Genomic DNA, 22,058 nt, shown 5'->3' on the forward strand with positions numbered 1-22,058 from the left:
AGATATATTATTTTACTTAACGAAAGCGAGATCTTCTATGAAAAAACATTCAAAAATTATTACTTATCTTCCTAATATTTTCTCATATAACTACGAAAGCGAGATCTTCTATGAAAAAACATTCAAAAATTATTACTTATCTTCCTAATATTTTCTCATATAACTATTACTATTCCTGCACCCAAATTTCCACCATTTTCAACAACTTCAGCTCCACTCCCTCCAAATGATAATGATCATTAATTTAACAAATTTCTTTCCTCTACATAATTTTTCATTACCTTGTAATCTGCATCCATTTTATACAGCTTGAGCAGATTCAAGTTTTGTTTAAAATATTTTTTACATACTTCTTTTCCTTCTTCTTCCATAATGCACGCCTGAATCATCAAGCAATATCCTAAAGATGCACCCTTGCCTGCATACAGCATCTGCTGAACAGCTTTTTGACATGTGCACATAGCCTCCTTAAAATATTTTAATTCATCCAGTGCTCTTGCATAATTCGCTATATTCATATTCCAATCTAACATATGAAATACTGGCTTTATACAGCTATCACTATATCTGTCGTCTATAAAGTGATAGATTTCCAACGCCATTTGATAATCTTTTTTCCCCCAATAAATAAGTGCTATTTCTGTCAAAACACTGATTTCCTGGCGATTCAATACATATTCTGTTCTATATACATCTTCAAATTTCAATGTTATCTCTAACAATGCTTTTAGTTGCTGTACAAGTTCTTCTGAATTGCCTAGATGTTTATGATATTTTAATTGTATTTTTCCAACTTCTACATACTGTTTGTTTTCTGGCTCACTACGATCTACCTTACTTTCAATCTCAAAAAGTATTTTTTCCGCTTTCTCATATTCTTTACGATGCATATATTTTGAAAATTCTATTTTTAATTCTAATATTTCATATTCTTCTACCTGAATTCCTGTCTCAATTCTTTTTCCATTTCTATCCATTTTTTCCATAATTTGCCAAAGCTTTTCACTTCGCGGCTGCTGATTTCCGTTTTCTATCCGCGCCAGTGTCTCCTGTGTGCAAATATCCTCACTTAACGATTCTTGTGTGAGTTTGGATGCTCTTCTCGTTCTTCGAATTAATTCGGCATCCACCTCAAAATTCCGAATTACATGTTCAAACAAACGATAATTCTCAAACGACACATTATAATCATGTTCTACCTCTAATATGCATTTTTGTTCCTGACGTAATATTTCAATAAAATCCGCATTTGACTGTTCTTTCTCTAAAATTCGTATATACTGACTTAAAATTTCCGGCATATAAAGTAGCTTTCCTTCGTCTCTTAACGCTTCCAGCGCTTCTTCTGTTCTCATTTTTATATATGTAGTATTTTCACCCTCTTCTATCACTTTACTTATTAAAAGTGCTGCGTACGGAATTATTTTTACTCGTTCTGTCTTTTCAAAATTTTTTCGGAAAATTTCTTCTACTAACGCTTTAATTTCATCTTTGGCTCGTTTTTGTTCTGTTTCTTGACAGACTTCCCACCTAAAAAGAAGTAATTTATATTCCTCAGCACTTAAAACTCCCGTCTTTCTTTGGTTTTCTGCCTCCGGCATTGTTTGTAGAATTGCCGTTTCCAGATGCTCACAAACCAGTTCTACCGATTCTCCGCGCAGCCACGCAATCTGCGCACGTTCCTGTTCTATGAATTGTCGATGCAATGGTTCTTTTGCCCGTTTGTTCTTTTCATATTCATCCAGATATTGTTCTGCTTCTTCCCATTTTCTTTGACATATTTTTTGTTGAACTTCCTGTCGTAATTCATAAATTTTATAAACATCCATCGGCAATATATAAGTAAGTCGCTCTACTGATTTTCCTAATCGCCCCATAATTCGATCAATCAGGAAAAAATCTATTTCCTGCTGATCCGCTTCAATTCTTGCATATTTCGACAAAGAAGAAATTCCCATGCATAATTGTTTTTGGCGTATTCCTTCTTTTTCTCGTAGTTTCCACAGTAGCTGTCCAATTCCTTGCATTTGTTTCATTTTTTCTCAATAAGTCCTCTTTTATATGTTATATTTTTTGACTTTTATTATATCTCGTTCTTCTACATATTTACTAATCAATTCTTTGCTAACTTGAACTAAATCTGGCGTACGTACTCCTTCTCTCTTAACGTCCACAACAACTGCCCGATTTTTTTGTCTATTTCATAATTTTCTCGTAATACTTTTGGTTACATTTTGATTTATTTTGACAAAACTACAAATATTATCATTCCTTCTATTATAAATTCTCATTTCTTGCAACAACAAGAGAAATTATATACATATTTGTGTGCTTTTCTTTGTACAAAACAACGTATTTCATTTTTTTTCAATAAAAGTGTAATTTTTCATTCTTTTAAACGTATAAGATTATCTTAGGCGTAAAAAAGGCCCCAGCGTAAACCGAAGCCTTCCTTTGCTCTGCAACTATGCCCTCTTTTTTTCCGAATCATCACACCAATTTCATAATTTCCCTTTTCCCATTTATTTTTTCATCTCTTCTATGTTTTTTGTCCTCACTTTCACTGAGACTTTTCTATGTTCTAGCAAAACCTTTGCTTTTAATACCCTTCTCGGCTCTCAGATTCCTCATACACTTCCACCGTACCGGAATGATTTCCCATCATAGGACGGTAAATGTACTGCCGCACGTTGATGTCTACCTTCGCTGCCTTATCATCTGCGGAAATGTAAATTCCAGCCTCTGTGTTGTCATCGTCTACCGTGTAGGTATCTCCTGTTCCAAAATAGGAAAGATCGCCGTCCTCTTTCTGCTTCTGTGTTTCTTCTGGCAATTTATCTCTTGTTGTTGTGTTCACGTACCTTTTAGTAAGTTCATATTACGCCTAAATTATCTGAAAATCTATGATTTTATTTAAAATTCTTCTTACATTTTTCTTTATATAAAAGACTTCTTTCCATACGCCAAGGCAGGTTGGATTTTCATGCATCTTCTCTCTTACTTTTTCTTCTAACTACCACTCCCAATACTATGATCGCTGCTAAAACTCCCCCCTCCGTCATCAACATACGATACATCATTTTATGCTGATATTTCCCCGGCTGTGCCGCTACATCAAGAACCGAGCTAGTTCCTCCGAGGGAATTTTCCAGCTCTATGTAAGTGGAATCTGCAACAGCGGCTACAACCGACGGATAGCTGTATGCCGGAAATGCCGTCTGCTTCACAAACATATCATTCGTATTATTTTCCGCCCGTGAACTGTCGGTAAGACAGCCTGCCGCATCTTCGCGTCCCGGGATCAGATATTCTACACTTTTTTCATTCATTGCAATCCAGATCGGAAAACGGATGGGATCTGCTCCACCGACCAGATGAAACTGATAATCTTCCCACGCAACGTCTGGATTTGCAGCAAGCGAAGTCTTTAACTGCTCGATATAGGTAGGTGTATTGTCATTTTCATACCCTCGAGTGCCGCTGATGTGCCACGCATCGCCCGGCTTTCCATCCTCTCCATCAGCTCTCACTGCGCACGCCTCATACAAATGACCATAAGCTTTGATCGGAACAATCCAGATATAATCACTCTCTTCCAGTGCCGTTTCGACTTCCGAAACAGAAAGCAGCTCGGAAGTAAAAAGCGGCGTGTCAATATACTCTTTCAGCGCATTGTCGAAATCAATATCATCGACCGTCACCCCTTCTGAAAACGGGTCGTAAACAGGCCCGCCATTCGTAGAAGACACAATTTCATCTGCAAGCGCCACAATTTTTTCATAGTCTCCGGAATCCGGCAATGTTTCGAATGTTGATGCAGAAACACTCATTGCTGATACTGCAACAGCACCAACCAGTCCCCAAAATATTCCCAATTTTCTTTTCATGCAACGCCCTCCTTTCCCTTTTCATCTCTTCCCTTTTTTCTTTATTATATCTGATCCCGCTTTTCCCAGACAATGCAGCACTTTTCCTATATTTTCCTTTTCTTTTTTGTTACTATTTTAATTGCAACTTGTTATCTTCTTCAAATGATTACCAGTTCCAACACGCAAAAACAGAGGCTCACCTCCTCATTGGAAATGGCCTCTGCTTTTTTTCATTTTTCTTCTTACATCGGAACTTTTTCCACCAGATCTTCTACCTTGCATACTAACACCCGTGCAATCTTCAACAACGTTTCTGTCTGCGCCTTGTTAATGCCTTTTCTTCGCTGTTCGTACTGCTGAATAGTACGAACTGAAACACCTGATTGCTGTGCCAGTTCACTCTGACTTAAATTTGCAAAGGTACGCAATTCTTTCAGGTTCGTCTCCGGTTTTGCTTCACGATATAATTCATTCATTTTGTCCACAAACTGGCGTATATCCATTTCATGGTATGGTGTGTAAAGCATTCGTACTTCAGTTACAGGGATGGCCTGATTTATTTCCGCAAAGGATAAACTAGTACTCCACTGATAATAGGCCAGTGCCCAGCCGATCCAGTATTCAGGGCTTCGATTGTAGGAATATGAAGGTGTTTGTTTCGGATGTGGTTTTCCAGTTTCCCTTAATACTTCATATGCAATCTCAACTCCCGATCTTCCAGCCACTATAGAGCAGTCACCTCTTTCAAACCGCGATGCTGTATTACTCATGCAAAACCACTGCCATGCCGTTTCCAATGGATATTTTAAATTATTCACCATATAATCCAGCATGCAGGCAAGATTTTTTTGAGCAACAGAAAGATATAATTTATCGTAAGCATAGATCATCTGGTTTCATCTCCTCATCCAAACTTTTTTCAAAACAAAGCAAAAAGAACTTTTGACATTTTCACAAAAGCGTGATACTATGATATTGAAAAAGAGTGCTACCGGTAGACGGTTAGTCCGATATAGTTTGCAAAAATAACCGCAACGTTTGTCAGACTGTATGGCGGTTATTTTTGTGTCTTATTGTTATCCTTGCCAAGCGTATATCCGATACTAAAGCAGGTTAAGCCGAAGCTCATTACTGCAAGAAAGTCCATAATACTCATTGGCTTAGCCCTCCTTTCAAAAGATTCTCTTTCGAGTTTCTATGTAATCAGAGGGTCACAGGTCTACACTTCGTTTCGGTCGTTGCTAAACGAGTGCCACCGGCACTCAGCAACCCTCTGTCGAAGGACTAACCGCCTACCGTTTTGATAGCACCCATATTTTTATTATATCCTCTTCACAATCAGCTTTCAACAACAAATTTACTCTCTTCGGTTATATTATAGTGTTTCTTTTTGGTTGTATTTTACGTTCGACACTTATTTTAAAACTTTCTCTTTCCACCACCATACGATCCCCACAACAATTCCTCCCGCCAGCACAAAAATCATCTGCCTTCCTGAAAGCTCCCATCCAAATAACTCAACCCTTGCTTTCTTCGCTGATACGAATACCCCATCAAAATTCTGTTATCATCCCCCGTCCCCACTGTAGCATGGCAATATGTGGTTCCCATAAATTTCATTGCAGAATTTGATGTTCCCAACTGGCTTCCGGAATAGCTGGCGCCGTTTAGCTGTTGATTATTTGCGACAAGATTTCCACTGACTTCCCAGTCGTTCATTTTGCTGTTTTTGTACCATAAGGTTCCGCCAAATTTATACGGTCTTATCGCCTCTCCCAGCAAAAACGAAAAGCTGTCGTTTCCACATGGCTTTTTATCCTCTGTGAATTCATACGTTGGATAAACATAAATCGTCGAACCATTTTTGAAGGCTGATGCAGAAAATTCAATCCCTTCGAAATCTTCCTCTCTTCCATTCATCGCCTGTTTTCCTACATCGATTTTCATATACTCAAATTTTCCATCCCCATTTTTTAAATCATCGACGATAAACTGCTTCACATGCTCATCCAGCTTTTGTATCTCATTCTCTGGCATCCCTGTTTCCTGCAAATAAGCATCGTAATCAGAAGGAACCTTTTCCTCTGCCTTCACATAAGATACCCCCGCATACAATGACAGTCCGCAGCAAAGTAAAACCAGAAATAACGTCCGCATTTTTCTCATACAACGCTCCTCCTTCCTGTTGTCATATTCGATAAACCCGTTCAAATATTCTCTCTTTATCATTATATTATCATAAGATTCAGAATCTTTATATGACGTTTTCCTTAACTTTTTAAAACGCAAAAAATCCCTCCCCACACATCACGCATGGAAAGGGATTTCTCTATTTACTCTATTTTTCTTTTAATCAATTAGCAGATCTCCGCACCCGCCGGCATTGCTTTTTCCGGGGTCATGAGGCATACGTTGCCTTCGGCGTCTTCTGCACAGAGCAGCATTCCTTCGGACATCATTCCTGCCAGTTTGGCCGGTTTCAGGTTGGTGAGAACCATAACCTTCATTCCGATGGTGTCTTCCGGTTTGTAATATGCTTTGATTCCGGAGACGATCTGTCTTACCTGGCTTCCTACTTTGACCTGGAAGCAGAGGAGTTTTTTGGATTTCTTGACTGGCTCGCAGGAGATGATTTCACCTACCTGGAACTGCATTTTTCCGAAGTCTTCGAAAGTGATTTCTTCCTTCGGCTCAAGGTCAATCACTGCTTCCTCTTCTTTTTCCTCTTCCTGGGATGCAGCAGCCATAGCAGCTTTCTGTTTTGCCTGGATCACTTCTACTTTTTCCATTACCTCTTTGACATCGAGTCTCTGGAACAGGATCTGCGGCTGATCGGTTACTTTATTGCCCGATACGTACAGTCCGAACTGATCGAGCTCTTCGTAGCTGCGTTTCTCTGCGTTCAGCTGAGCCAGGATCTTCTCAGTAGTCTCCGGCATGAAGGACTCGAGCAGGCATGCGCCGATGGTGATGCTCTCTACCAGGTTGTACAGAACTTCTTCCAGACGGTCTTTCTTTGCCTCATCCTTTGCCAGTGCCCACGGCATCGTCTCGTCGATGTATTTGTTGCAGCGTTTGAACAGACCAAAGATCTCAGTCATTGCATCTGCCACACGCAGCTCTTCCATCTTGGCAGCAACTTTTGCTTTTGTTGCGGTAACGACTGCTTTCAGATCATCATCCACCTCTTCTGCTGCGCCGGTCTTTGTCACAACACCGCCGAAGTATTTGTTGCTCATGGAGATGGTACGGTTTACCAGGTTTCCAAGAGTATTGGCCAGGTCGGAATTCATACGCTCAACCAGCAGCTCCCAGGTAATGACACCGTCGTTCTCAAACGGCATCTCGTGCAGAACGAAGTAGCGGACAGCGTCTACGCCGAACAGGTCTACCAGATCGTCTGCGTAGATCACGTTTCCTTTGGATTTACTCATCTTGCCGTCGCCCTGCAGCAGCCACGGATGACCAAATACCTGTTTCGGAAGCGGCAGATCGAGTGCCATCAGGAAGATCGGCCAGTAAATGGTATGGAAACGGATGATGTCTTTTCCGATCAGATGCAGGTCTGCCGGCCACAGCTTGTTGAACTGCTCGGAGCTGTTTCCGTCACAGTCATAACCGATTCCGGTGATGTAGTTGGTCAGTGCGTCCAGCCATACGTAGGTAACGTGCTTCGGATCGAAGGATACCGGGATTCCCCAGGTGAAGGAGGTTCTGGATACACAGAGATCCTGCAGTCCCGGAAGAAGGAAGTTGTTCATCATCTCGTTCTTTCTGGAAACCGGCTGGATGAACTCCGGATGGGTGTTGATATAATCGATCAGTCTCGGTGCATATTTGCTCATTTTGAAGAAATATGCCTCTTCTTTTGCCGGTGTAACCGGGCGTCCGCAGTCCGGACATTTTCCGTCTACGAGCTGGGACTCGGTGAAGAAGGATTCACACGGTGTACAGTAAAGACCTTCGTAATATCCTTTGTAGATATCTCCCTGATCGTACAGTTTTTTGAAGATTTTCTGTACCTGCGCCTCATGATCCGCATCGGTGGTACGGATGAATTTGTCGTAGGAAGTATTCATCAGATCCCAGATTCTCTTAATCTCGGTGGATACGTTGTCTACGAATTCTTTTGGCGTAATGCCTGCCTCTTCTGCTTTCAGCTCGATCTTCTGGCCGTGCTCATCGGTTCCGGTCTGGAAGAATACATCGTAGCCCTGCTGACGTTTGAAGCGGGCGATGCTGTCTGCGAGTACGATCTCGTAGGTGTTTCCAATGTGCGGCTTGCCGGATGTGTAGGCAATCGCCGTGGTGATGTAATATTTTGGTCTGATTTTTTCCATTGCTTTCATTTCTCCTTTTTGATAAATCAAAAAACCTGCCTTATTCCGCTCTTGTCATCGGAAGAAGACAGGTTTGTTTACCCGTGATACCACTTCTTTTCGTCCCTGCCTCACGGCAGAAACCTCTGCAGGTACATGATTTTTTATACCTTCCCGCTGTAACAGGCGGAACCTGTCGCAGCCTTGCCAGTTTCAGGCCGTACCGGAAATTTTTCCCGGCACGCTCCCTGGTTCGGTGCGCCTCTCGGAAGCCATGTTCGATCTGCCGCTCCTCCTCCCCTCTCAGCCTGCAAAACCGGAATGGTTTTCGGGGATGTTCTCTGTAAATTTGCGAATGCAGATGTACTCTCTTCGTCATTGTGTTTTTATTTTATGCACTGATTTTGTGCGCTAATTTTATGCTAACACATTTACCTGAATTTGTAAACCGCAAAAAAGCCCGCCGGGTGGGATTTTTTCTGTAAATTGTGTCCTTCACAGTTTCTCCCTCCGACAGACTTTTCTTACCTGTTTCTCGTAAAAGCTTTGCTCTGTAGCGATTATCTGCGTTTTGCTTTGATCACGGACAGTGCCGCTTCATCTGCCACAACCGTCAGGTCCGTGTGGAGCTGCAGAATAGAAGCCGGAACCTGCGGAGTAACCGGTCCGTACAGAACCTGGTCAAGAATCTCTGCTTTTCCTTCGCCGCTGACAATCAGCAGGACCTTTCTTGCCTGCATAATATTTTTGATTCCCATGGTGTATGCCTGGGTCGGAACATCCTCTACTTTTTCAAAGAAACGTTTGTTGGCCTGAATGGTACTTTCCGTCAGATCGACACAGTGTGTTTCTTTCTCGAATGCTTCGCCCGGCTCGTTGAATCCGATATGGCCGTTGTTTCCAAGTCCGAGAAGCTGCAGGTCAATGCCGCCGACACTGCGAATGATTTCATTGTAAGCTTCACATGCTTTTTCGCTGTCCGGTTCCAGTCCGTTCGGAACGTAGGTATGCGCTTTGTCGATGTTGACATGGTTGAACAGATTGGTGTTCATGAAATAACGGTAGCTCTGATCATTCTCCGGGGAGAGTCCTTTGTACTCGTCCAGATTTACGCTGGTTACACCTGCGAAGTCGAGATCGCCTTTGTTGTACCACTCGACGAGCTGTTTGTAAGCGCCGACCGGGGTAGATCCGGTTGCAAGGCCGAGCACTGCATGCGGTTTCATGATCACCTGCGCGGAAATGATGTTTGCTGCTTTTCTGCTCATATCATTGTAATCTTTTGCTTCAATTAATAACATTTGTTTTTCCTCCAAATTTCTTCTATATAATAAATTACATAATAACCTGTTTCAGGTTCAGTTCGTCGTCCACCAGAAGTACATGCGCTTTTTTGCCCGGTGCAATGGATCCTACTTCATCGTAGATACCGATGCTCTGTGCCGGATTTCTTGTTGCCGCAAAAATGGCATCTGCCAGCGGAATATCAAACGAAACTGCTTTTCTCATGCAGTCGTACAGGTTCGTAGCGGAACCCGCGATGGTCTCACCGTCGGTCAGGGTTGCTTTTCCGTCTTTCATCCAGACAGCCTGTCCCCCGAGGGAATACGTTCCGTTCGGCATTCCCGTTGCCATCATGGAATCGCTGATGAGAACCATGCGCTCACTTCCCATCATGGAGAAGGTCGCGCGGACAACCGCACCGTGAATGTGATAGCCGTCACAGATCAGCTCCATGCGGCACTCCGGATCGTCGAATGCGGCGCCGATGACACCAGGGTTACGGTGTGCGAACGGCGGCATGGCGTTGTACAGATGGGTGACATGGTGTGCTCCTGCTTTCATGGCAGCCAGCGCGGTGTCATAATCTGCTGTTGTATGGCCGATGGAAACCATGACTTCATCGGAAACCTCTTTGATAAATTCCAGTGAGCCAGGCATATTCGGGGCCAGGGTTACGAGACGGATTTTTCCGCCGCTCGCCGCATTGCATGCGCGGAAGAACTCAGCGTTCGGAGCCACGATGTTCTCCTCTGCCTGTGCGCCTTTTTTGATCGGATCGATGAACGGTCCTTCCATGTTGACGCCGGCGATCACTTCTGCTTCCGGCTCATCTTTGATTGCTTCGATGGTTCCGAAGATTTTCAGCAGATCGTCTTTTGGCAGTGTCATGGATGTCGGGCAGTAAGAGGTAATGCCGTGCGCTTTCTCGTAGCGCAGGATCTCTTTTAAACCTTCCACGTCTCCGTCTGAAAAATCATGTCCGGCAGCGCCGTGGCTGTGTACGTCAACCAGTCCCGGCAGAACCATCATGCCTTTCGCATCGATCACTTCCTGATCGATCACTTCTTCTTTTGTGGAAACGAAACGTTTTCCTTCTATATAAAGATCTTTTTCCGCAAACGTTCCGTCTTCCTGAAATACACGTCCGTTTTTGATAATCATTGTCTTGCCTTCTTTCTTTGATCTGTTCTGATTATAATTTATGTTGATTTTATTTTCAACTATTTTTATATTTTAGAAATTACTTTCACGTCATTAAAGTTCTTTCCATTTTTCCGCCCGCTTTCCCGTACAATTCACACACAATTGAAAGTTGATTCACCACTCTGCCTGTGATACAATAAAGCAAGAACTGATCTGAATTTTTTTCAGATATTTACAGATACCAGGAGGACTTACGTTCCATGGAACACTTTGAAAAATCAATTATTCCTGTCATTGAGTCTGTCTATCCCTCGTTCACTCCCCTGGAACGGACGGTAGCAGATTTTTTTATTCATAATACCGACGAGTCGGATCTGTCCGCGCGCCACGTTTCGGAACTGCTCTATGTTTCGGAGGCTTCGCTCTCCCGCTTTGCGAAAAAATGCGGCTACACGGGCTACCGCGAATTTGTCTACCGTTACCAGGAAGGTCTGAACGCCGCACTGCCCGGTACGGACGATCACATCAAACAGGTGCTGAATACGTATCAGGAGCTGCTGAATAAAAGCTACTCGCTCGCCGACCGCGCGCAGATTGACCGCATCTGCCATATTCTCACTTCGAAGCGTCGGGTGTATGTCTACGGTCTTGGAAGCTCCGGACTTTCCGCCCAGGAAATGAAGCTGCGTTTTATGCTTGCAGGCGTGGATATTGAAGCAATTACCGACATTCACATCATGAAAATGAATGCCGTTCTGCTCAATGAGAGCTGCGCTGCAATCGGCATTACCGTCAGCGGACAGACACCGGAGGTGCTGCGTGCGCTCGGAGCCGCAAAGGAAAAGGGAGCCTCTACCATTCTCTTTACTTCCCGCAGCTCCAGCGATTACGATGCCTTCTGCGATGAAGTCCTGCTGCTTGCGGTCAAAGAGCATCTGAAAAACGGTGGCGCAATCTCTCCGCAGTTCCCGATTCTCGTTATGATCGACGTTCTGTACTCGCATTTTCTCACGACCGACAGCGAGCGCAAGGAGGCTTTATATGAATACGCCGTCACCAAACTCCATGAAACGTGATCCCGGCCGCGGCAGCGCGTATCTTTCTTTTCTGAAGAAACGCTGCCGTGATTTCTTTTTCTTCTGCCTGCTCCTCGGCGTTTACGTCGCCTTCATCACCCTCACAGGCATCGGCTGTCCGATCCGGTTTTCCACCGGCATTTCCTGCCCGGGCTGCGGAATGAGCCGCGCGGTACTGCTTCTGCTCTCGGGTCATTTTCGGGCGGCATTTCGGATGCATCCGCTCGTCTATGCCGTACTGCCCGCAGGGATATGGCTCTTCTTCGGGCCGGAACAGACGGCGGGACTTCGGCGTTTTAAAAAGGGGATCATTACGGTGATTGTCGTGCTGCTTCTCGCCGTTTATGCCTGGCGCATTTATTACCACGACCCGCTCCTTTCTATTGACCCCTCTCTCGGGCGCGTGCTACAATGGTTCTATCTTAATTAAAGGGGGTATTTACAAATGAATGTAAAAGACAACCGCAGTTTCTGGTTCTATCTTCTGCTCACATTTCTGACGTGCGGACTCTACTCGATCTACTTCTGGTATGTTTATGTGGAAGACCTGAACACCATCTTTTACGGTGACGGCGAAGACAGCCCGAACTACATTATTGTGCTGCTTCTGTCCTGGGTTACCTGTGGAATTTACGGCGTTTACTGGCGTTACAAACAGGCGAACCGCATGTACCGCGAATCCTACGACCGCTACGGTGTGATGATTGAGGAAAATGGTTCTGCCATTCTTCTGTGGACGCTGCTTGGCTACCTGACCGGCGGCATCGGCCAGCTCGTTGCCGACTATTTCATGATCCAGAACCTGAATAAGACGGCACTCGTTTATAATTCACGTGCATATTAAGCAGGGGAGGCGTTTTTTATGGCAACATCTATGGTAAAGGGAAATCCGGTAAAGCTGATGCTCTCGTTTGCCTTTCCGCTTCTCATCGGAAATCTGCTGCAGCAGACGTATAACATCATCGATGCGGCGATTGTCGGCCAGGCACTTGGCCCGGAGGCGCTCGCCAGCGTCGGTGCAAGCAGCAGTGTACAGTTTCTGGTGCTCGGCTTCTGTATGGGAAGCTGCACGGGATTCAGTGTCCCGGTTGCCAAGTATTTCGGCGCCGGAAAGCTTGATAAAATGCGCGATTATATTTTTAATGGTGCTGCACTTGCTGTCCTGATTGCGGCCATTCTGACCACACTCTGCAGTTTACTCTGTGCACCGATTCTGCACCTGCTGTCGGTTCCGTCCGATATCTTCGCGGATGCCTACGCATATCAGCTTGTGATTTTCCTCGGGATTCCGTTTTCGATTCTGTACAATTATCTTTCCAGCATCCTGCGTGCCGTCGGGGACAGCCGCACGCCGTTTCTGTTTCTGGCATTTTCGGCAATCCTGAATATTTTCCTCGACCTGTTCTATATTATCATTCTGCATCTGGGGTGCGCAGGCGCGGCGATTGCGACGATTTCCGCCCAGGCGATCAGCGGACTCTTATGTCTGTTTTTTATTTCCCGTAAGGTAAAGCTCCTGCTTCCGACAAAAGAAAACCGCACTCTGCGAAAGGATGCCGCGCAGGAACTCCTCGCAATGGGCATTCCGACGGGACTGCAGTTTTCGATCACGGCGATCGGCAGTATGGTAATGCAGTCAGCGAATAATGGACTTGGCAGTGTTTATGTTTCGGCGTTCACAGCTGCTATGAAAATCAAACAGTTTATGATGTGCCCGTTTGATGCGATCAGTACCGCGGCTTCCGTTTTCTGCAGTCAGAATCTCGGAGCCGGCCAGGCAAAACGAATCCGTCAGGGACTCCGCCAGGGTGTGCTTGTCGGTGTCGGCTATGGTGCGTTTGCAGGTGTCATCATGATTCTGTTCGGACGGCCGCTGACAAAGCTCTTTATTGTCAGCTCTGCTTTCGAAGCAATCAACGCTTCGGCAAAATATCTGCGCTGCCTCGGATTTTTCTACTGGATGCTTGGTATTTTGAATGTCTGCCGTATGGTAACGCAGGGACTTGGCTACTCGGGAAGAGCCGTTTTCTCCGGCGTAATGGAGATGCTGGCACGGACGATTGTCTGCCTGGGATTTGTCGGTGCGTTTGGCTTCACCGCAATCTGCTTTGCGGATCAGGCTGCGTGGCTCGCCGCCTGCTGCTATATCGCACCGACATGTCTGTACTGCGTGAAGAAATCCACGAAAATGATTGCGGATCGCGGTGCGAAATAATAACGTTATTTTCTGTCTTACAGCGGCTTCCAGATACTTCTCAGGTTATCGCGGCAATCACCAGAAACTTGTTCCATCACAGATTTTGGTTCATTGCCCGCAAAATCAAAAAAAAGATACTGTTCTGCATGGAATCATCTTCCCCGCAAAACAGTATCTTTTTTCTTGTTTTTTCAGCGTTACCGCTCGATTCCATCTCTTGCCGCAAGCCCCTTGTCAAACGGATGCTTGATTTTTTTCAGCTCCGAAACATAGTCCGCCCGCTCAATCAGCGCCTCCGATGGTCCCTGCCCTGTCAGAATCACTTCCAGCTTCTCCGGCTTGTGATCCAGAAAATCCAGAAGGAGCTGCTCATCAAACAGTTTGCTTCCAATCGTATAAACCAGCTCGTCCAGAAACAGTACATCGTATTCTTCCTGAACTGCTTTTTCTGTCACTTTCTGAAACTGCTCTTCATAATACCGTTTCTGCTCTGCCTTCTCCTCCGGTGTCATCAGAAACGAAAACTTTATCTTGTCCTGCCCCGGCACAAACGTCACATTCGGCGACAGTAAGAGCACCTTCCGCTCGCTCGTGCTGTTATCTTTCATAAACTGATAAATCAAAACACGGTATCCATACCCTGCCGCACGCGTGCAGAGTCCCATACCACAAGTCGTCTTTCCTTTTCCATCCCCACAGTAGATGTGGACACAGCCTGTCTGTTTTTCCATGGTGAAAACCTCGCTTTTTCTTTCTATGTTCATTTGTAAACAACAGGTAATTCGAAACAAGTTCGCAATCCCAAGTAAAAATTGTAAACAACGGAAAAAGGAGGGCAGATTTTATTCCGCCCCCCAAAAAGGTTTCCTGATTATTTACCAAAATATCTAGCCAGCAGACCAGCGAATGCTTTTCCGTGTCTAGCTTCGTCTCTTGCCATCTCATGCACGGTGTCATGGATTGCATCAAGATTCAGGCTTTGGCACGTTTTGCAAGATCTGTTTTACCAGCGGTTGCGCCGTTCTCTGCTTCTACACGCATCTGCAGATTTTTCTTGGTGCTGTCGGTTACAACTTCGCCGAGAAGCTCTGCGAATTTTGCTGCGTGCTCTGCTTCTTCGTAAGCTGCTTTTTCATAGTACAGACCTACTTCTGGATATCCCTCGCGGAATGCTACTCTGGACATTGCCAGGTACATACCAACCTCGGAGCACTCGCCCTCGAAATTGGCTCTCAGGTCTTTTTTGATATCTTCCGGAACATCGGATGCTACGCCAACTACATGCTCTGCTGCCCAGGTCAGATCCTCGCCCTGCTCGATAAATTTCTCTTTCGGTGCTTTACAGATCGGACAGACTTCCGGTGCTTCTGCTCCTTCATAAACATATCCACATACGCTGCATACAAATTTTTTCATAGTCTTTCTTTCCTTTCTTTTTGTTGTGTATTTAATTTTATCATTTCCAATTTTGTGGTTTATAACAGTTTTTTATTTTTGATATTAGTAACTGTTACTGATATTACTTTAGCATAAGATTCCCTTTTTGTCAATGCCTATTTTTAATTTTTTCTTTCTTCCTGGGGATGCTATACGTTCCCCGGGTGATTTTTGCAGTTCTCGCAGATGCCGTAAAAATTCACAGAGTAATCTTCGATCGTACCTCTGAAATTTTCCGCTGCTACGTTCTTGATTTCGCTGATGTCACGCATTGTAAGGTCTGTCACGCAGTGACATTTTCTGCAAATGAAATGGTGATGCGTGGAAGTATCTCCATCGAACCGGTCCGGGCCATCTCCTGTTGTAAGACGCTTGATCTCTCCTAATTCAGAAAGAAGAGACAGGTTCCGGTATACTGTGCCAAGACTGATATTGGGAAATTCTTTCCGTACATCGGTATAGAGCATATCTGCGGTCGGGTGATCCTTTCGCCCCTGAAGGCAGACTTTGATGCTTTCTCTTTGTCTGCTATACTTGAGTGTTGACATAGTTTTTTTCCTTTCGTATCTTTCGATAACAGTAATTGTTATTATATTTATACTATAAGGCTGCTTCTCGCAAAAGTCAAGAAAAAGATCACTACCCTGTCTACACAGATTTCCGTCTGTCCCAAGATCAAAAATTCCTCAAAAACGAGGAGTGCCCAGGAACCTCTCGGCGCCTGGGCTATTATTATGAAAAAATCTTAATTGTGTAGTGATTGCATACACGCTGTTCCTTTGGAACTGAGATAACTATACCAATTAATTATGAACAGATTATGAACGTGCAGTGAATCTTCTGTGAATCTGTACATTTTTTAGAATTATTTTATACTTTCTTTGTGTATTTATCACATATTTTATTTCTAATTCTGTCCCTTACTCTCTACTCTGTCTAGAAATCGTTTTTCTCCGTTAATTTTTCTATTCGTATTGCCCATCCCCGATTTTCCCTGTCATTTCTCTCTCATTTATGTTAAGATTGATGTACAGCCAATGCGGCAGAATGGAGGATTTTTTATGAGTACCGGAAATCAGGAATATATACGAGACATGAACCGCGCCCTGGTTCTCGAGGCAATCGCCAACCATCCGCCGCTTTCCCGCGCAGATCTGGCGAAAATGCTGCATCTGACAAAAGCAACCGTATCCACCATCGTCCAGGAACTGCTCGACCGCCAGCTCGTCATAGAACTCGGCAGCGCCGAAAAAACTTCCATGGGTCGAAAACCGATTCTGCTTACTTTTAATAATCGCTGCGGTTCCATCATCGCCGTCGATCTCGGCGTAAAAAAGATCACCATTCTCACCGGAGATCTGAAGGGAAAATCATGTACTGTAAAAGAATACCCGATTGATCCATCCCTCTCCCTGGAGGAATACCTGATTTCCCTCCTCCACAAAACCAAATCCGACCTCCCCAAGACTCCGTGCGGCCTCGTCGGAATCTCCATCGGAATCTACGGCGTCGTCTGCGACGACCTCGTTTTATTCACACCCTACTACGATCTGAAACACTCCAACCTGAAAAACTACCTCGAAGAAGAATTTCAGGTCCCTGTCATCGTAGAAAATGAAGCCAACCTCTCCGTCATCGGCGAAGCCGCCTGCGCAGAGCACTTTAAAAATATGATCTTCCTGAACATCCACGAGGCGTCGGCATGGGAATCCTCATTGACGGCGAACTCTACACCGGCCAGAACGGCTACGCCGGCGAATTCGGCCACACCATCCTCTTCCCCGATGGCCGGCCCTGCCCCTGCGGCAACCACGGCTGCCTCGAACAGTACATCTCCGAAGCCTCCGTCCTGAACGATTTTGCCGCCGCCGAAGGCTTAGAAAACGTCTCCGTCGAACGCTTCATCCAGTATTACCAGGAAGGCAGCCCCAACGCCCGCAAAGTAATGCAGGATTTCACCCACTACATCGGAATCAGCCTGAACACGGTTCTCCACACCTTCAACCCGGACGTCATCGTCATCAACAGCTCCTTCACCAACTACATCCCAGGTCTGATCGACGAAATCACCTCCGGAATCCAGAACCGCCTCCGCTGGTACCTCCACGTCCTCCCGGCTCACCTGCAGGATGTCTCCGTCCTCATGGGCGGAATCAGCCTCTGCTCCCGGAACTTCCTCGGAATTTCCACCTTTAAGCTGCTGGACCTGTAACTCAGAAATAAGTCCCTGTTCAGAGCCCCATCTCGATTCCGCTGCGCTGCATCTTGATGTGGCTTCTCGCCATATGAAATTTCAGAAAAAAGTGCTCATTCATGCAAGCATGATTCGCAATTTGTTCTGAAATTTCGCATGGCTCTGAATAGTCACAATTTGTTCATGATTTTTTTACAACATGAACACGCTTTCAACATAATTTACCCGTATACTAAAAGCATAAATAATGAATGCCAACATTATTTACACAATTTTCTTTTTCATATTGCCGATTAGAAAATCGGCTCTCCTTCCTTTAAAAATAAAAATGAAAGAAAGCACTGTTTCGCCAACGGTGCTTTTTTTCATGCCTTTTTCTCATTTTCTCCCATCTTCCTCACAACAATCTCACGCCGATCCGCCCATCCGGGCGGATCCAGACCTCCCCTCCCGCCCCCACTACCAGCCTCGCCGCCGCCCGTCCGTCCTTGCGTGATGCGGCATGGCAGCATTGGAAAAGCGGGCAGGAAAAACCAGAAAAAATGGAGGCCTTTCGAGAGACTGAAATCTGGTGCTCAACACCAGATTTCAAGGCATTCTGAGCTGGGAAAGCATCAGGCTTTCCTGGCGAATAATGCCGGTGTCTGTCGAAAGACCTCCATTTTTTCTACGTTTTTCCCCCGCTTTTCCACCGCTGCCATGCGCATCACGCAAGGGCGGACGGGCGGCGGCGAGGCGTCCCCTCTATTTACACAATTCATCCGTCAACCGCGCAAACTCCTGTAAATTCAATGCCTCCCCACGAATCGTAAGCGGCCAGCCGCAGGCTGTGATTGCAGCCTCAATCTCCTCTTTCGAAAAATGCAGCAGCTCCGAATTTTTCAGTCCGTTCGCCAGAGTCTTCCGTCTCTGATTAAACGACGCCCGAATAATGGAGAACATCAACTTCTCATCCTTCGTCTCCACCGGCATCACCTCATGACGCGTCAGCCGGATCACCGCACTTCCAACCTTCGGCCGCGGCATAAAACAGTTCGGCGGCACATTCGCCACAATATACGGCTCCGCATAATACTGCACCGCCAGCGACAGCGCCCCGTAATCCTTCGATCCCGGCCCCGTCTGCATCCGGTCCGCAACCTCCTTCTGAACCATAACCGTAATCGAATCCACCGGCACATGATTCTCAAATAATCCCATAATAATCGGCGTCGTAATATAATACGGAAGATTCGCCACAACCTTGATCGGCCGTCCGTTGTTCTTCTCCTTCGCCAGCGCCGCCAGATCCACCTTCAAAACATCATTGTTGATAACCTCAACATTATCATAATCCGACAGCGTATCCTCCAGAATCGGGATCAGATTCTTGTCAATTTCCACCGCACACACACTCCGCGCAGCATACGCAAGATACTGCGTCAGCGTACCGATACCAGGTCCGATTTCCACAACAAAATCGTCCGGTCCGATACCTGCAGCGGCTACAATCTTATCCAGCACATGTGGATCGATCAGAAAATTCTGACCATATTTTTTCTGAAATACAAAGCCGTACTTCTGCAGTACGGCTATTGTATTCTGCGGCTCCCCGAGCCACGGTTTTACTTTCTCCATAAATTCTCCATGTATTTAGAACTCAAAGTCTTTCTCGTAAAGAATCACGCGGTCGTCCGCATCGGTATGCTTTCTGGACATGCGTCTTCCGAATTTACGGGTTCCCTTTTCTGCATGGGCGATGGCACGATCCACCATATCTTTGACCTGTGAAATCGTCATCGGCTCGCCCTCCTTCTGATTGTTGCCAATCTGTGTATACAGAGCAAGCACACCCATCTCGTCCATCTTGTATCCATTCTCACGCGCATACGTGCGGGCAAACGTAACCAGCTCGTCGTTCGTGAAAACAGGAATCGAAATGACCGTCTCAAACTTCTTCGCAAAATCAGGGTAATTCCGCAGAAGACCTCTCATGCTGACCTTCTCATCCTCGATGATCAGAACCAGACTGTCGGTACGGAAATCCATTGCCTGCGACAGCTTCTCGATCGTCTCCGGATACATCAGACCGGCACGCTCGATCAGGAGGAAACCTCCCGCCAGCTTTGAAACAATCTGCGCACAGTCCTTTTTGTTCAGAACAGATGCATCCAGACGGGCCATCTTCGTTGCCGGAAGTTTTAAGTCAGCACAGATTGCACGGACGAGATCCTCCGACAGCTTCGTTTTTCCAGTACCGTATCCGCCCATAATGGCAATGTTTCCATGACGGGAAGTACGGTCGCCTGCGTAATGATAAACACCATGCATTGCATCCAGAATCTGGATATCCATGCCTGGAACTTTCGCAAAGTAAGTAAACAGCGCTTTCTGCTCATCACTCAGCTTATCCGGCTGGGTGTCGTTCAGGATGCGGAGTCTTGCCTCCTCCGGCGTCTCCTCACGGAGCACCTCTTCAATCGATTTCGCAACAGTTCCTTCCGGAATGTTGTCGCGGATCAGCTGAACGGTGGCATCCGTTGTTTTTTCGATGCTCATGTTGATCGTCGCATCGGATACGCGCTCACGCTTTGGCTCGGTCGGAACTTCGATTTCGATTTCCTCCGGGGTAATCTCGATCGGCTGGGTTCCTGCCGGCTCAAACGGATCGGCTGGCTCAGTCTCGGCCGGGGTTTCCGGCTCTGTTTCGCTTTCCGGCTCATCAGCAGGTTCTGCTTCCGCAGTTTCCGGCTCGTCCGGCAGTTCGATTTCCGATGCTTTTTCAGCTTCCTGCACTTCTGCGTTCAGCGCTGCCTGAAGCTCACTAAAATCGATGGTCGGCCGTGTCTCCTCTGCCGGTTTCAGATCCGGGATGACAACCGTTGCATCCATGGACGGCGTCTCCGCCGGTTCTACGGTTTCCTCAATTTCGGCTTCCGCCTGAGCCTTCTCGGCTGCTTCTGTTTCAGCTTCCACTGCTGGTTCTGTAACTTCTGCTTCTTCGATTTCAGCCTCGGCTGCCGGTTCTATAATCTCTTCGATCTCAGCTTCATCCATCGGCTCTGCAGCTTCTTCGGTTTCAGCCTCATCCGCCGGTTCTGTGATCTCTTCGGTTTCCGCTTCATCTGCCGGTTCTGCTGCTTCTTCCGGCTCAGCTTCCGCCTGCGGCTCCTCAGCCGCTTCCCGTGCCTCTGCCTCGGACTCCGGATCCATCGGCTGCTCTGCGGTTTCGGCTTCTGCTACCTGCTCAGCCGGCTCTTCTGCTTCTTCCTCCGCAACTTCCTCCGACAGGTTTGCTGCGGTCTCCTGGAACAGTGCTTCGAGGTCCGGCTCTTCGTATTTCTTCTCCGGCTTCGGTGCTTTCGGCATTACCGGCTCGGCTTTTTCCTTCGGTTTTGGCTGCGGTCTTGTCTTGATCGTCGTGTTGGCATCCGGGGATACCTCTACGTTTACATCAAGCTGCTCCGGCTCCAGATCTTTTACTTCGTACTGTACCGGCTCTTCGCTTGTCTCTTCCTCGACTGCCGTCTCTTCCTGTTTCTTTCCGCGGAAGGAGAAGACATCGCGGATGCTCTTTGCAAGCTCTGCGTGAAGATCGATCGTATTTCCAAGGTACGTCGGCGTGCTGTCTGCATACGCCTGCTCTTCCGGAATCTCCTCGATCGGCTCCTCTGTCTGCTGCAGTGCTTCGTACTCCTGCACCTGCTCTGCATCTGCCTCGGCCTGCTGTGTTTTCTCATATGCTTCGTACGGCGAACCGGCTTCTTTTTCTTCTTCACCGGCCACATACTGGCTCATCACACCGCCGTTTACCGGTTTTACTTCCGGCGTCTCTGCCGGCTCTTTCGTCGCAGCCATTTCACCGGCTCCGCTCTCTCCGGCTAACCGCACTTCAAGTGCTTCCGGATCCTCGGACGGCTCTTCATTCTTTTTGTAGTCAAAACGATGCTCGTATTTGATCTGCTGGGACGGTGACAGCGGCTCGTACTTCATTTTCAGATCCATTGCCTTTGTCACATATTTGCCCTCGCTGAACCACAGGATCAGCTCATCACAGGCATCGATGCATTTCTGCGTCTCTCCGGCTTTGCTGTAAAGGTTTGCCAGTTCATATGCCCATCTCTCGGTAAATTCCCGCTCTTTGTATTCCTCCAGAAGGGAAATCTGCTCCTCAAGCGGCGCTTTCTGTCCTCTTAAAATCTTGTATTTCAGCAGATACCGGGAATTATCGTGACGTGCGACTGCTTCAAACTCGTTGTAAAAGTCAATCGCCTCATCAAAGTCTTTCATTTTTACGGAGACCTCTACCAGGCGGTACAGAATGCCCTTTCCGATGGAGGAATGGTCATACGCCATCAGCAGAATCTTCTTCGCCTCCGGATATCGTTTGTTCGCCTCATAGACATCCGCTACCATGCCGAGCGTGCGCAGACTCTTGACACGCTGCCAATCAACGGCTTCTACAACTGCAAGTGCCCCCTCATAGTCCTCTTTTTTTACCAGACTGTTCAGCTCTTCCAGCCGGCTTTGATATTCAGCTTTATCCAATCTTTTCACCTC

The 22,058-nt window shown here is 46.3% G+C and carries 16 protein-coding genes and 2 pseudogenes; 5 read left to right on the forward strand and 13 right to left on the reverse strand.

The genetic code is table 11. The annotated features are described in order from the left end of the window. Positions 1 to 239: 239 nt before the first annotated feature. From DWZ60_RS07735 to nagA, 8 genes are all read right to left on the reverse strand, one after another. The gene (locus DWZ60_RS07735) at positions 240 to 2,027 is read right to left on the reverse strand and encodes a helix-turn-helix domain-containing protein (protein WP_158576357.1); all 1,788 of its coding nucleotides are present in this window, start codon (positions 2,025 to 2,027) and stop codon (positions 240 to 242) included. Between the two features lie 572 nt (positions 2,028 to 2,599). Next, a complete protein-coding gene (locus DWZ60_RS07740; RefSeq protein ID WP_022461189.1) occupies positions 2,600 to 2,833 on the reverse strand; it encodes a hypothetical protein in 234 nt (77 codons plus the stop codon). Positions 2,834 to 2,981: 148 nt separating this feature from the next. Next, on the reverse strand, positions 2,982 to 3,887 hold the full coding sequence (locus DWZ60_RS07745) for a hypothetical protein (RefSeq protein ID WP_022461188.1): 906 nt from the start codon (positions 3,885 to 3,887) through the stop codon (positions 2,982 to 2,984). A gap of 224 nt (positions 3,888 to 4,111) precedes the next feature. Then, positions 4,112 to 4,759, reverse strand: a complete 648-nt coding sequence (locus tag DWZ60_RS07750) for a helix-turn-helix domain-containing protein (protein WP_119221475.1) — start codon at positions 4,757 to 4,759, stop codon at positions 4,112 to 4,114. 592 nt (positions 4,760 to 5,351) lie between these two features. Continuing rightward, a complete protein-coding gene (locus DWZ60_RS07755; RefSeq protein ID WP_119221476.1) occupies positions 5,352 to 6,035 on the reverse strand; it encodes a hypothetical protein in 684 nt (227 codons plus the stop codon). A 191-nt stretch (positions 6,036 to 6,226) separates the two neighbouring features. Further along, positions 6,227 to 8,209, reverse strand: coding sequence for a methionine--tRNA ligase (metG, locus tag DWZ60_RS07760; protein ID WP_117761350.1), 1,983 nt, complete (start codon positions 8,207 to 8,209; stop codon positions 6,227 to 6,229). Between the two features lie 539 nt (positions 8,210 to 8,748). Next, positions 8,749 to 9,489 (reverse strand): glucosamine-6-phosphate deaminase, encoded by a 741-nt coding sequence (nagB, locus tag DWZ60_RS07765; protein ID WP_118666864.1) that lies wholly within the window; start codon positions 9,487 to 9,489, stop codon positions 8,749 to 8,751. A gap of 34 nt (positions 9,490 to 9,523) precedes the next feature. Then, positions 9,524 to 10,633 (reverse strand): N-acetylglucosamine-6-phosphate deacetylase, encoded by a 1,110-nt coding sequence (gene nagA / locus DWZ60_RS07770; protein ID WP_055220960.1) that lies wholly within the window; start codon positions 10,631 to 10,633, stop codon positions 9,524 to 9,526. 242 nt (positions 10,634 to 10,875) lie between these two features. Between nagA and DWZ60_RS07775 the strand changes: the two genes are divergently transcribed. The 4 genes from DWZ60_RS07775 to DWZ60_RS07790 are packed head-to-tail and all read left to right on the forward strand — an operon-like array spanning position 10,876 to position 13,906. Next, on the forward strand, positions 10,876 to 11,691 hold the full coding sequence (locus DWZ60_RS07775) for a MurR/RpiR family transcriptional regulator (RefSeq protein ID WP_022462919.1): 816 nt from the start codon (positions 10,876 to 10,878) through the stop codon (positions 11,689 to 11,691). Further along, on the forward strand, positions 11,657 to 12,121 hold the full coding sequence (locus DWZ60_RS07780; protein ID WP_118595655.1) for a DUF2752 domain-containing protein: 465 nt from the start codon (positions 11,657 to 11,659) through the stop codon (positions 12,119 to 12,121). Before DWZ60_RS07775 ends, DWZ60_RS07780 begins: the two co-directional genes overlap by 35 nt. 15 nt (positions 12,122 to 12,136) lie before the next feature. After that, positions 12,137 to 12,535, forward strand: a complete 399-nt coding sequence (locus DWZ60_RS07785) for a DUF4234 domain-containing protein (RefSeq protein WP_022462917.1) — start codon at positions 12,137 to 12,139, stop codon at positions 12,533 to 12,535. 18 nt (positions 12,536 to 12,553) lie between these two features. Next, entirely contained in the window at positions 12,554 to 13,906 is a 1,353-nt protein-coding gene (locus tag DWZ60_RS07790) for an MATE family efflux transporter (RefSeq protein ID WP_118666863.1), read from the forward strand. Between the two features lie 179 nt (positions 13,907 to 14,085). On the opposite strand, the gene DWZ60_RS07795 is transcribed toward DWZ60_RS07790, so the two are convergent. The 3 genes and pseudogenes from DWZ60_RS07795 to DWZ60_RS07805 form a co-directional block, all read right to left on the reverse strand. Then, complete coding sequence (locus DWZ60_RS07795) at positions 14,086 to 14,619, reverse strand: cob(I)yrinic acid a,c-diamide adenosyltransferase (RefSeq protein WP_022462915.1); 534 nt, start codon at positions 14,617 to 14,619, stop codon at positions 14,086 to 14,088. Between the two features lie 140 nt (positions 14,620 to 14,759). Continuing rightward, a pseudogene (locus tag DWZ60_RS07800) lies at positions 14,760 to 15,304 on the reverse strand (NADH peroxidase). Positions 15,305 to 15,474: 170 nt separating this feature from the next. Continuing rightward, on the reverse strand, positions 15,475 to 15,873 hold the full coding sequence (locus DWZ60_RS07805) for a Fur family transcriptional regulator (protein ID WP_022462913.1): 399 nt from the start codon (positions 15,871 to 15,873) through the stop codon (positions 15,475 to 15,477). A 546-nt stretch (positions 15,874 to 16,419) separates the two neighbouring features. On the opposite strand from DWZ60_RS07805, the pseudogene DWZ60_RS07810 reads away from it, so the two are divergent. Beyond that, positions 16,420 to 17,537 (forward strand): annotated as a pseudogene (locus DWZ60_RS07810) (ROK family protein). 726 nt (positions 17,538 to 18,263) lie between these two features. On the opposite strand, the gene rsmA reads toward DWZ60_RS07810, so the two are convergent. Further along, positions 18,264 to 19,136, reverse strand: a complete 873-nt coding sequence (rsmA, locus tag DWZ60_RS07815; protein ID WP_022461748.1) for a 16S rRNA (adenine(1518)-N(6)/adenine(1519)-N(6))-dimethyltransferase RsmA — start codon at positions 19,134 to 19,136, stop codon at positions 18,264 to 18,266. A gap of 15 nt (positions 19,137 to 19,151) precedes the next feature. Continuing rightward, on the reverse strand, positions 19,152 to 22,046 hold the full coding sequence (locus tag DWZ60_RS07820) for a hypothetical protein (protein WP_119221477.1): 2,895 nt from the start codon (positions 22,044 to 22,046) through the stop codon (positions 19,152 to 19,154). Positions 22,047 to 22,058 lie beyond the last annotated feature (12 nt).

It is taken from the genome of Blautia sp. AF34-10, from assembly GCF_003477865.1.
Classification (GTDB): domain Bacteria; phylum Bacillota; class Clostridia; order Lachnospirales; family Lachnospiraceae; genus Fusicatenibacter; species Fusicatenibacter saccharivorans.

What these genes read in the sequence shown, in the direction of transcription:
- DWZ60_RS07735 (WP_158576357.1), bottom strand. Translation starts at nt 2,027, where the DNA reads ATGCAAGGAATTGGACAGCTACTGTGGAAACTACGAGAAAAAGAAGGA.
- DWZ60_RS07745 (WP_022461188.1), bottom strand. Translation starts at nt 3,887, where the DNA reads ATGAAAAGAAAATTGGGAATATTTTGGGGACTGGTTGGTGCTGTTGCA.
- DWZ60_RS07750 (WP_119221475.1), bottom strand. Translation starts at nt 4,759, where the DNA reads ATGATCTATGCTTACGATAAATTATATCTTTCTGTTGCTCAAAAAAAT.
- DWZ60_RS07755 (WP_119221476.1), bottom strand. Translation starts at nt 6,035, where the DNA reads ATGAGAAAAATGCGGACGTTATTTCTGGTTTTACTTTGCTGCGGACTG.
- metG (WP_117761350.1), bottom strand. Translation starts at nt 8,209, where the DNA reads ATGGAAAAAATCAGACCAAAATATTACATCACCACGGCGATTGCCTAC.
- nagB (WP_118666864.1), bottom strand. Translation starts at nt 9,489, where the DNA reads ATGTTATTAATTGAAGCAAAAGATTACAATGATATGAGCAGAAAAGCA.
- nagA (WP_055220960.1), bottom strand. Translation starts at nt 10,633, where the DNA reads ATGATTATCAAAAACGGACGTGTATTTCAGGAAGACGGAACGTTTGCG.
- DWZ60_RS07775 (WP_022462919.1), top strand. Translation starts at nt 10,876, where the DNA reads ATGGAACACTTTGAAAAATCAATTATTCCTGTCATTGAGTCTGTCTAT.
- DWZ60_RS07780 (WP_118595655.1), top strand. Translation starts at nt 11,657, where the DNA reads ATGAATACGCCGTCACCAAACTCCATGAAACGTGATCCCGGCCGCGGC.
- DWZ60_RS07785 (WP_022462917.1), top strand. Translation starts at nt 12,137, where the DNA reads ATGAATGTAAAAGACAACCGCAGTTTCTGGTTCTATCTTCTGCTCACA.
- DWZ60_RS07790 (WP_118666863.1), top strand. Translation starts at nt 12,554, where the DNA reads ATGGCAACATCTATGGTAAAGGGAAATCCGGTAAAGCTGATGCTCTCG.
- DWZ60_RS07795 (WP_022462915.1), bottom strand. Translation starts at nt 14,619, where the DNA reads ATGGAAAAACAGACAGGCTGTGTCCACATCTACTGTGGGGATGGAAAA.
- DWZ60_RS07805 (WP_022462913.1), bottom strand. Translation starts at nt 15,873, where the DNA reads ATGTCAACACTCAAGTATAGCAGACAAAGAGAAAGCATCAAAGTCTGC.
- rsmA (WP_022461748.1), bottom strand. Translation starts at nt 19,136, where the DNA reads ATGGAGAAAGTAAAACCGTGGCTCGGGGAGCCGCAGAATACAATAGCC.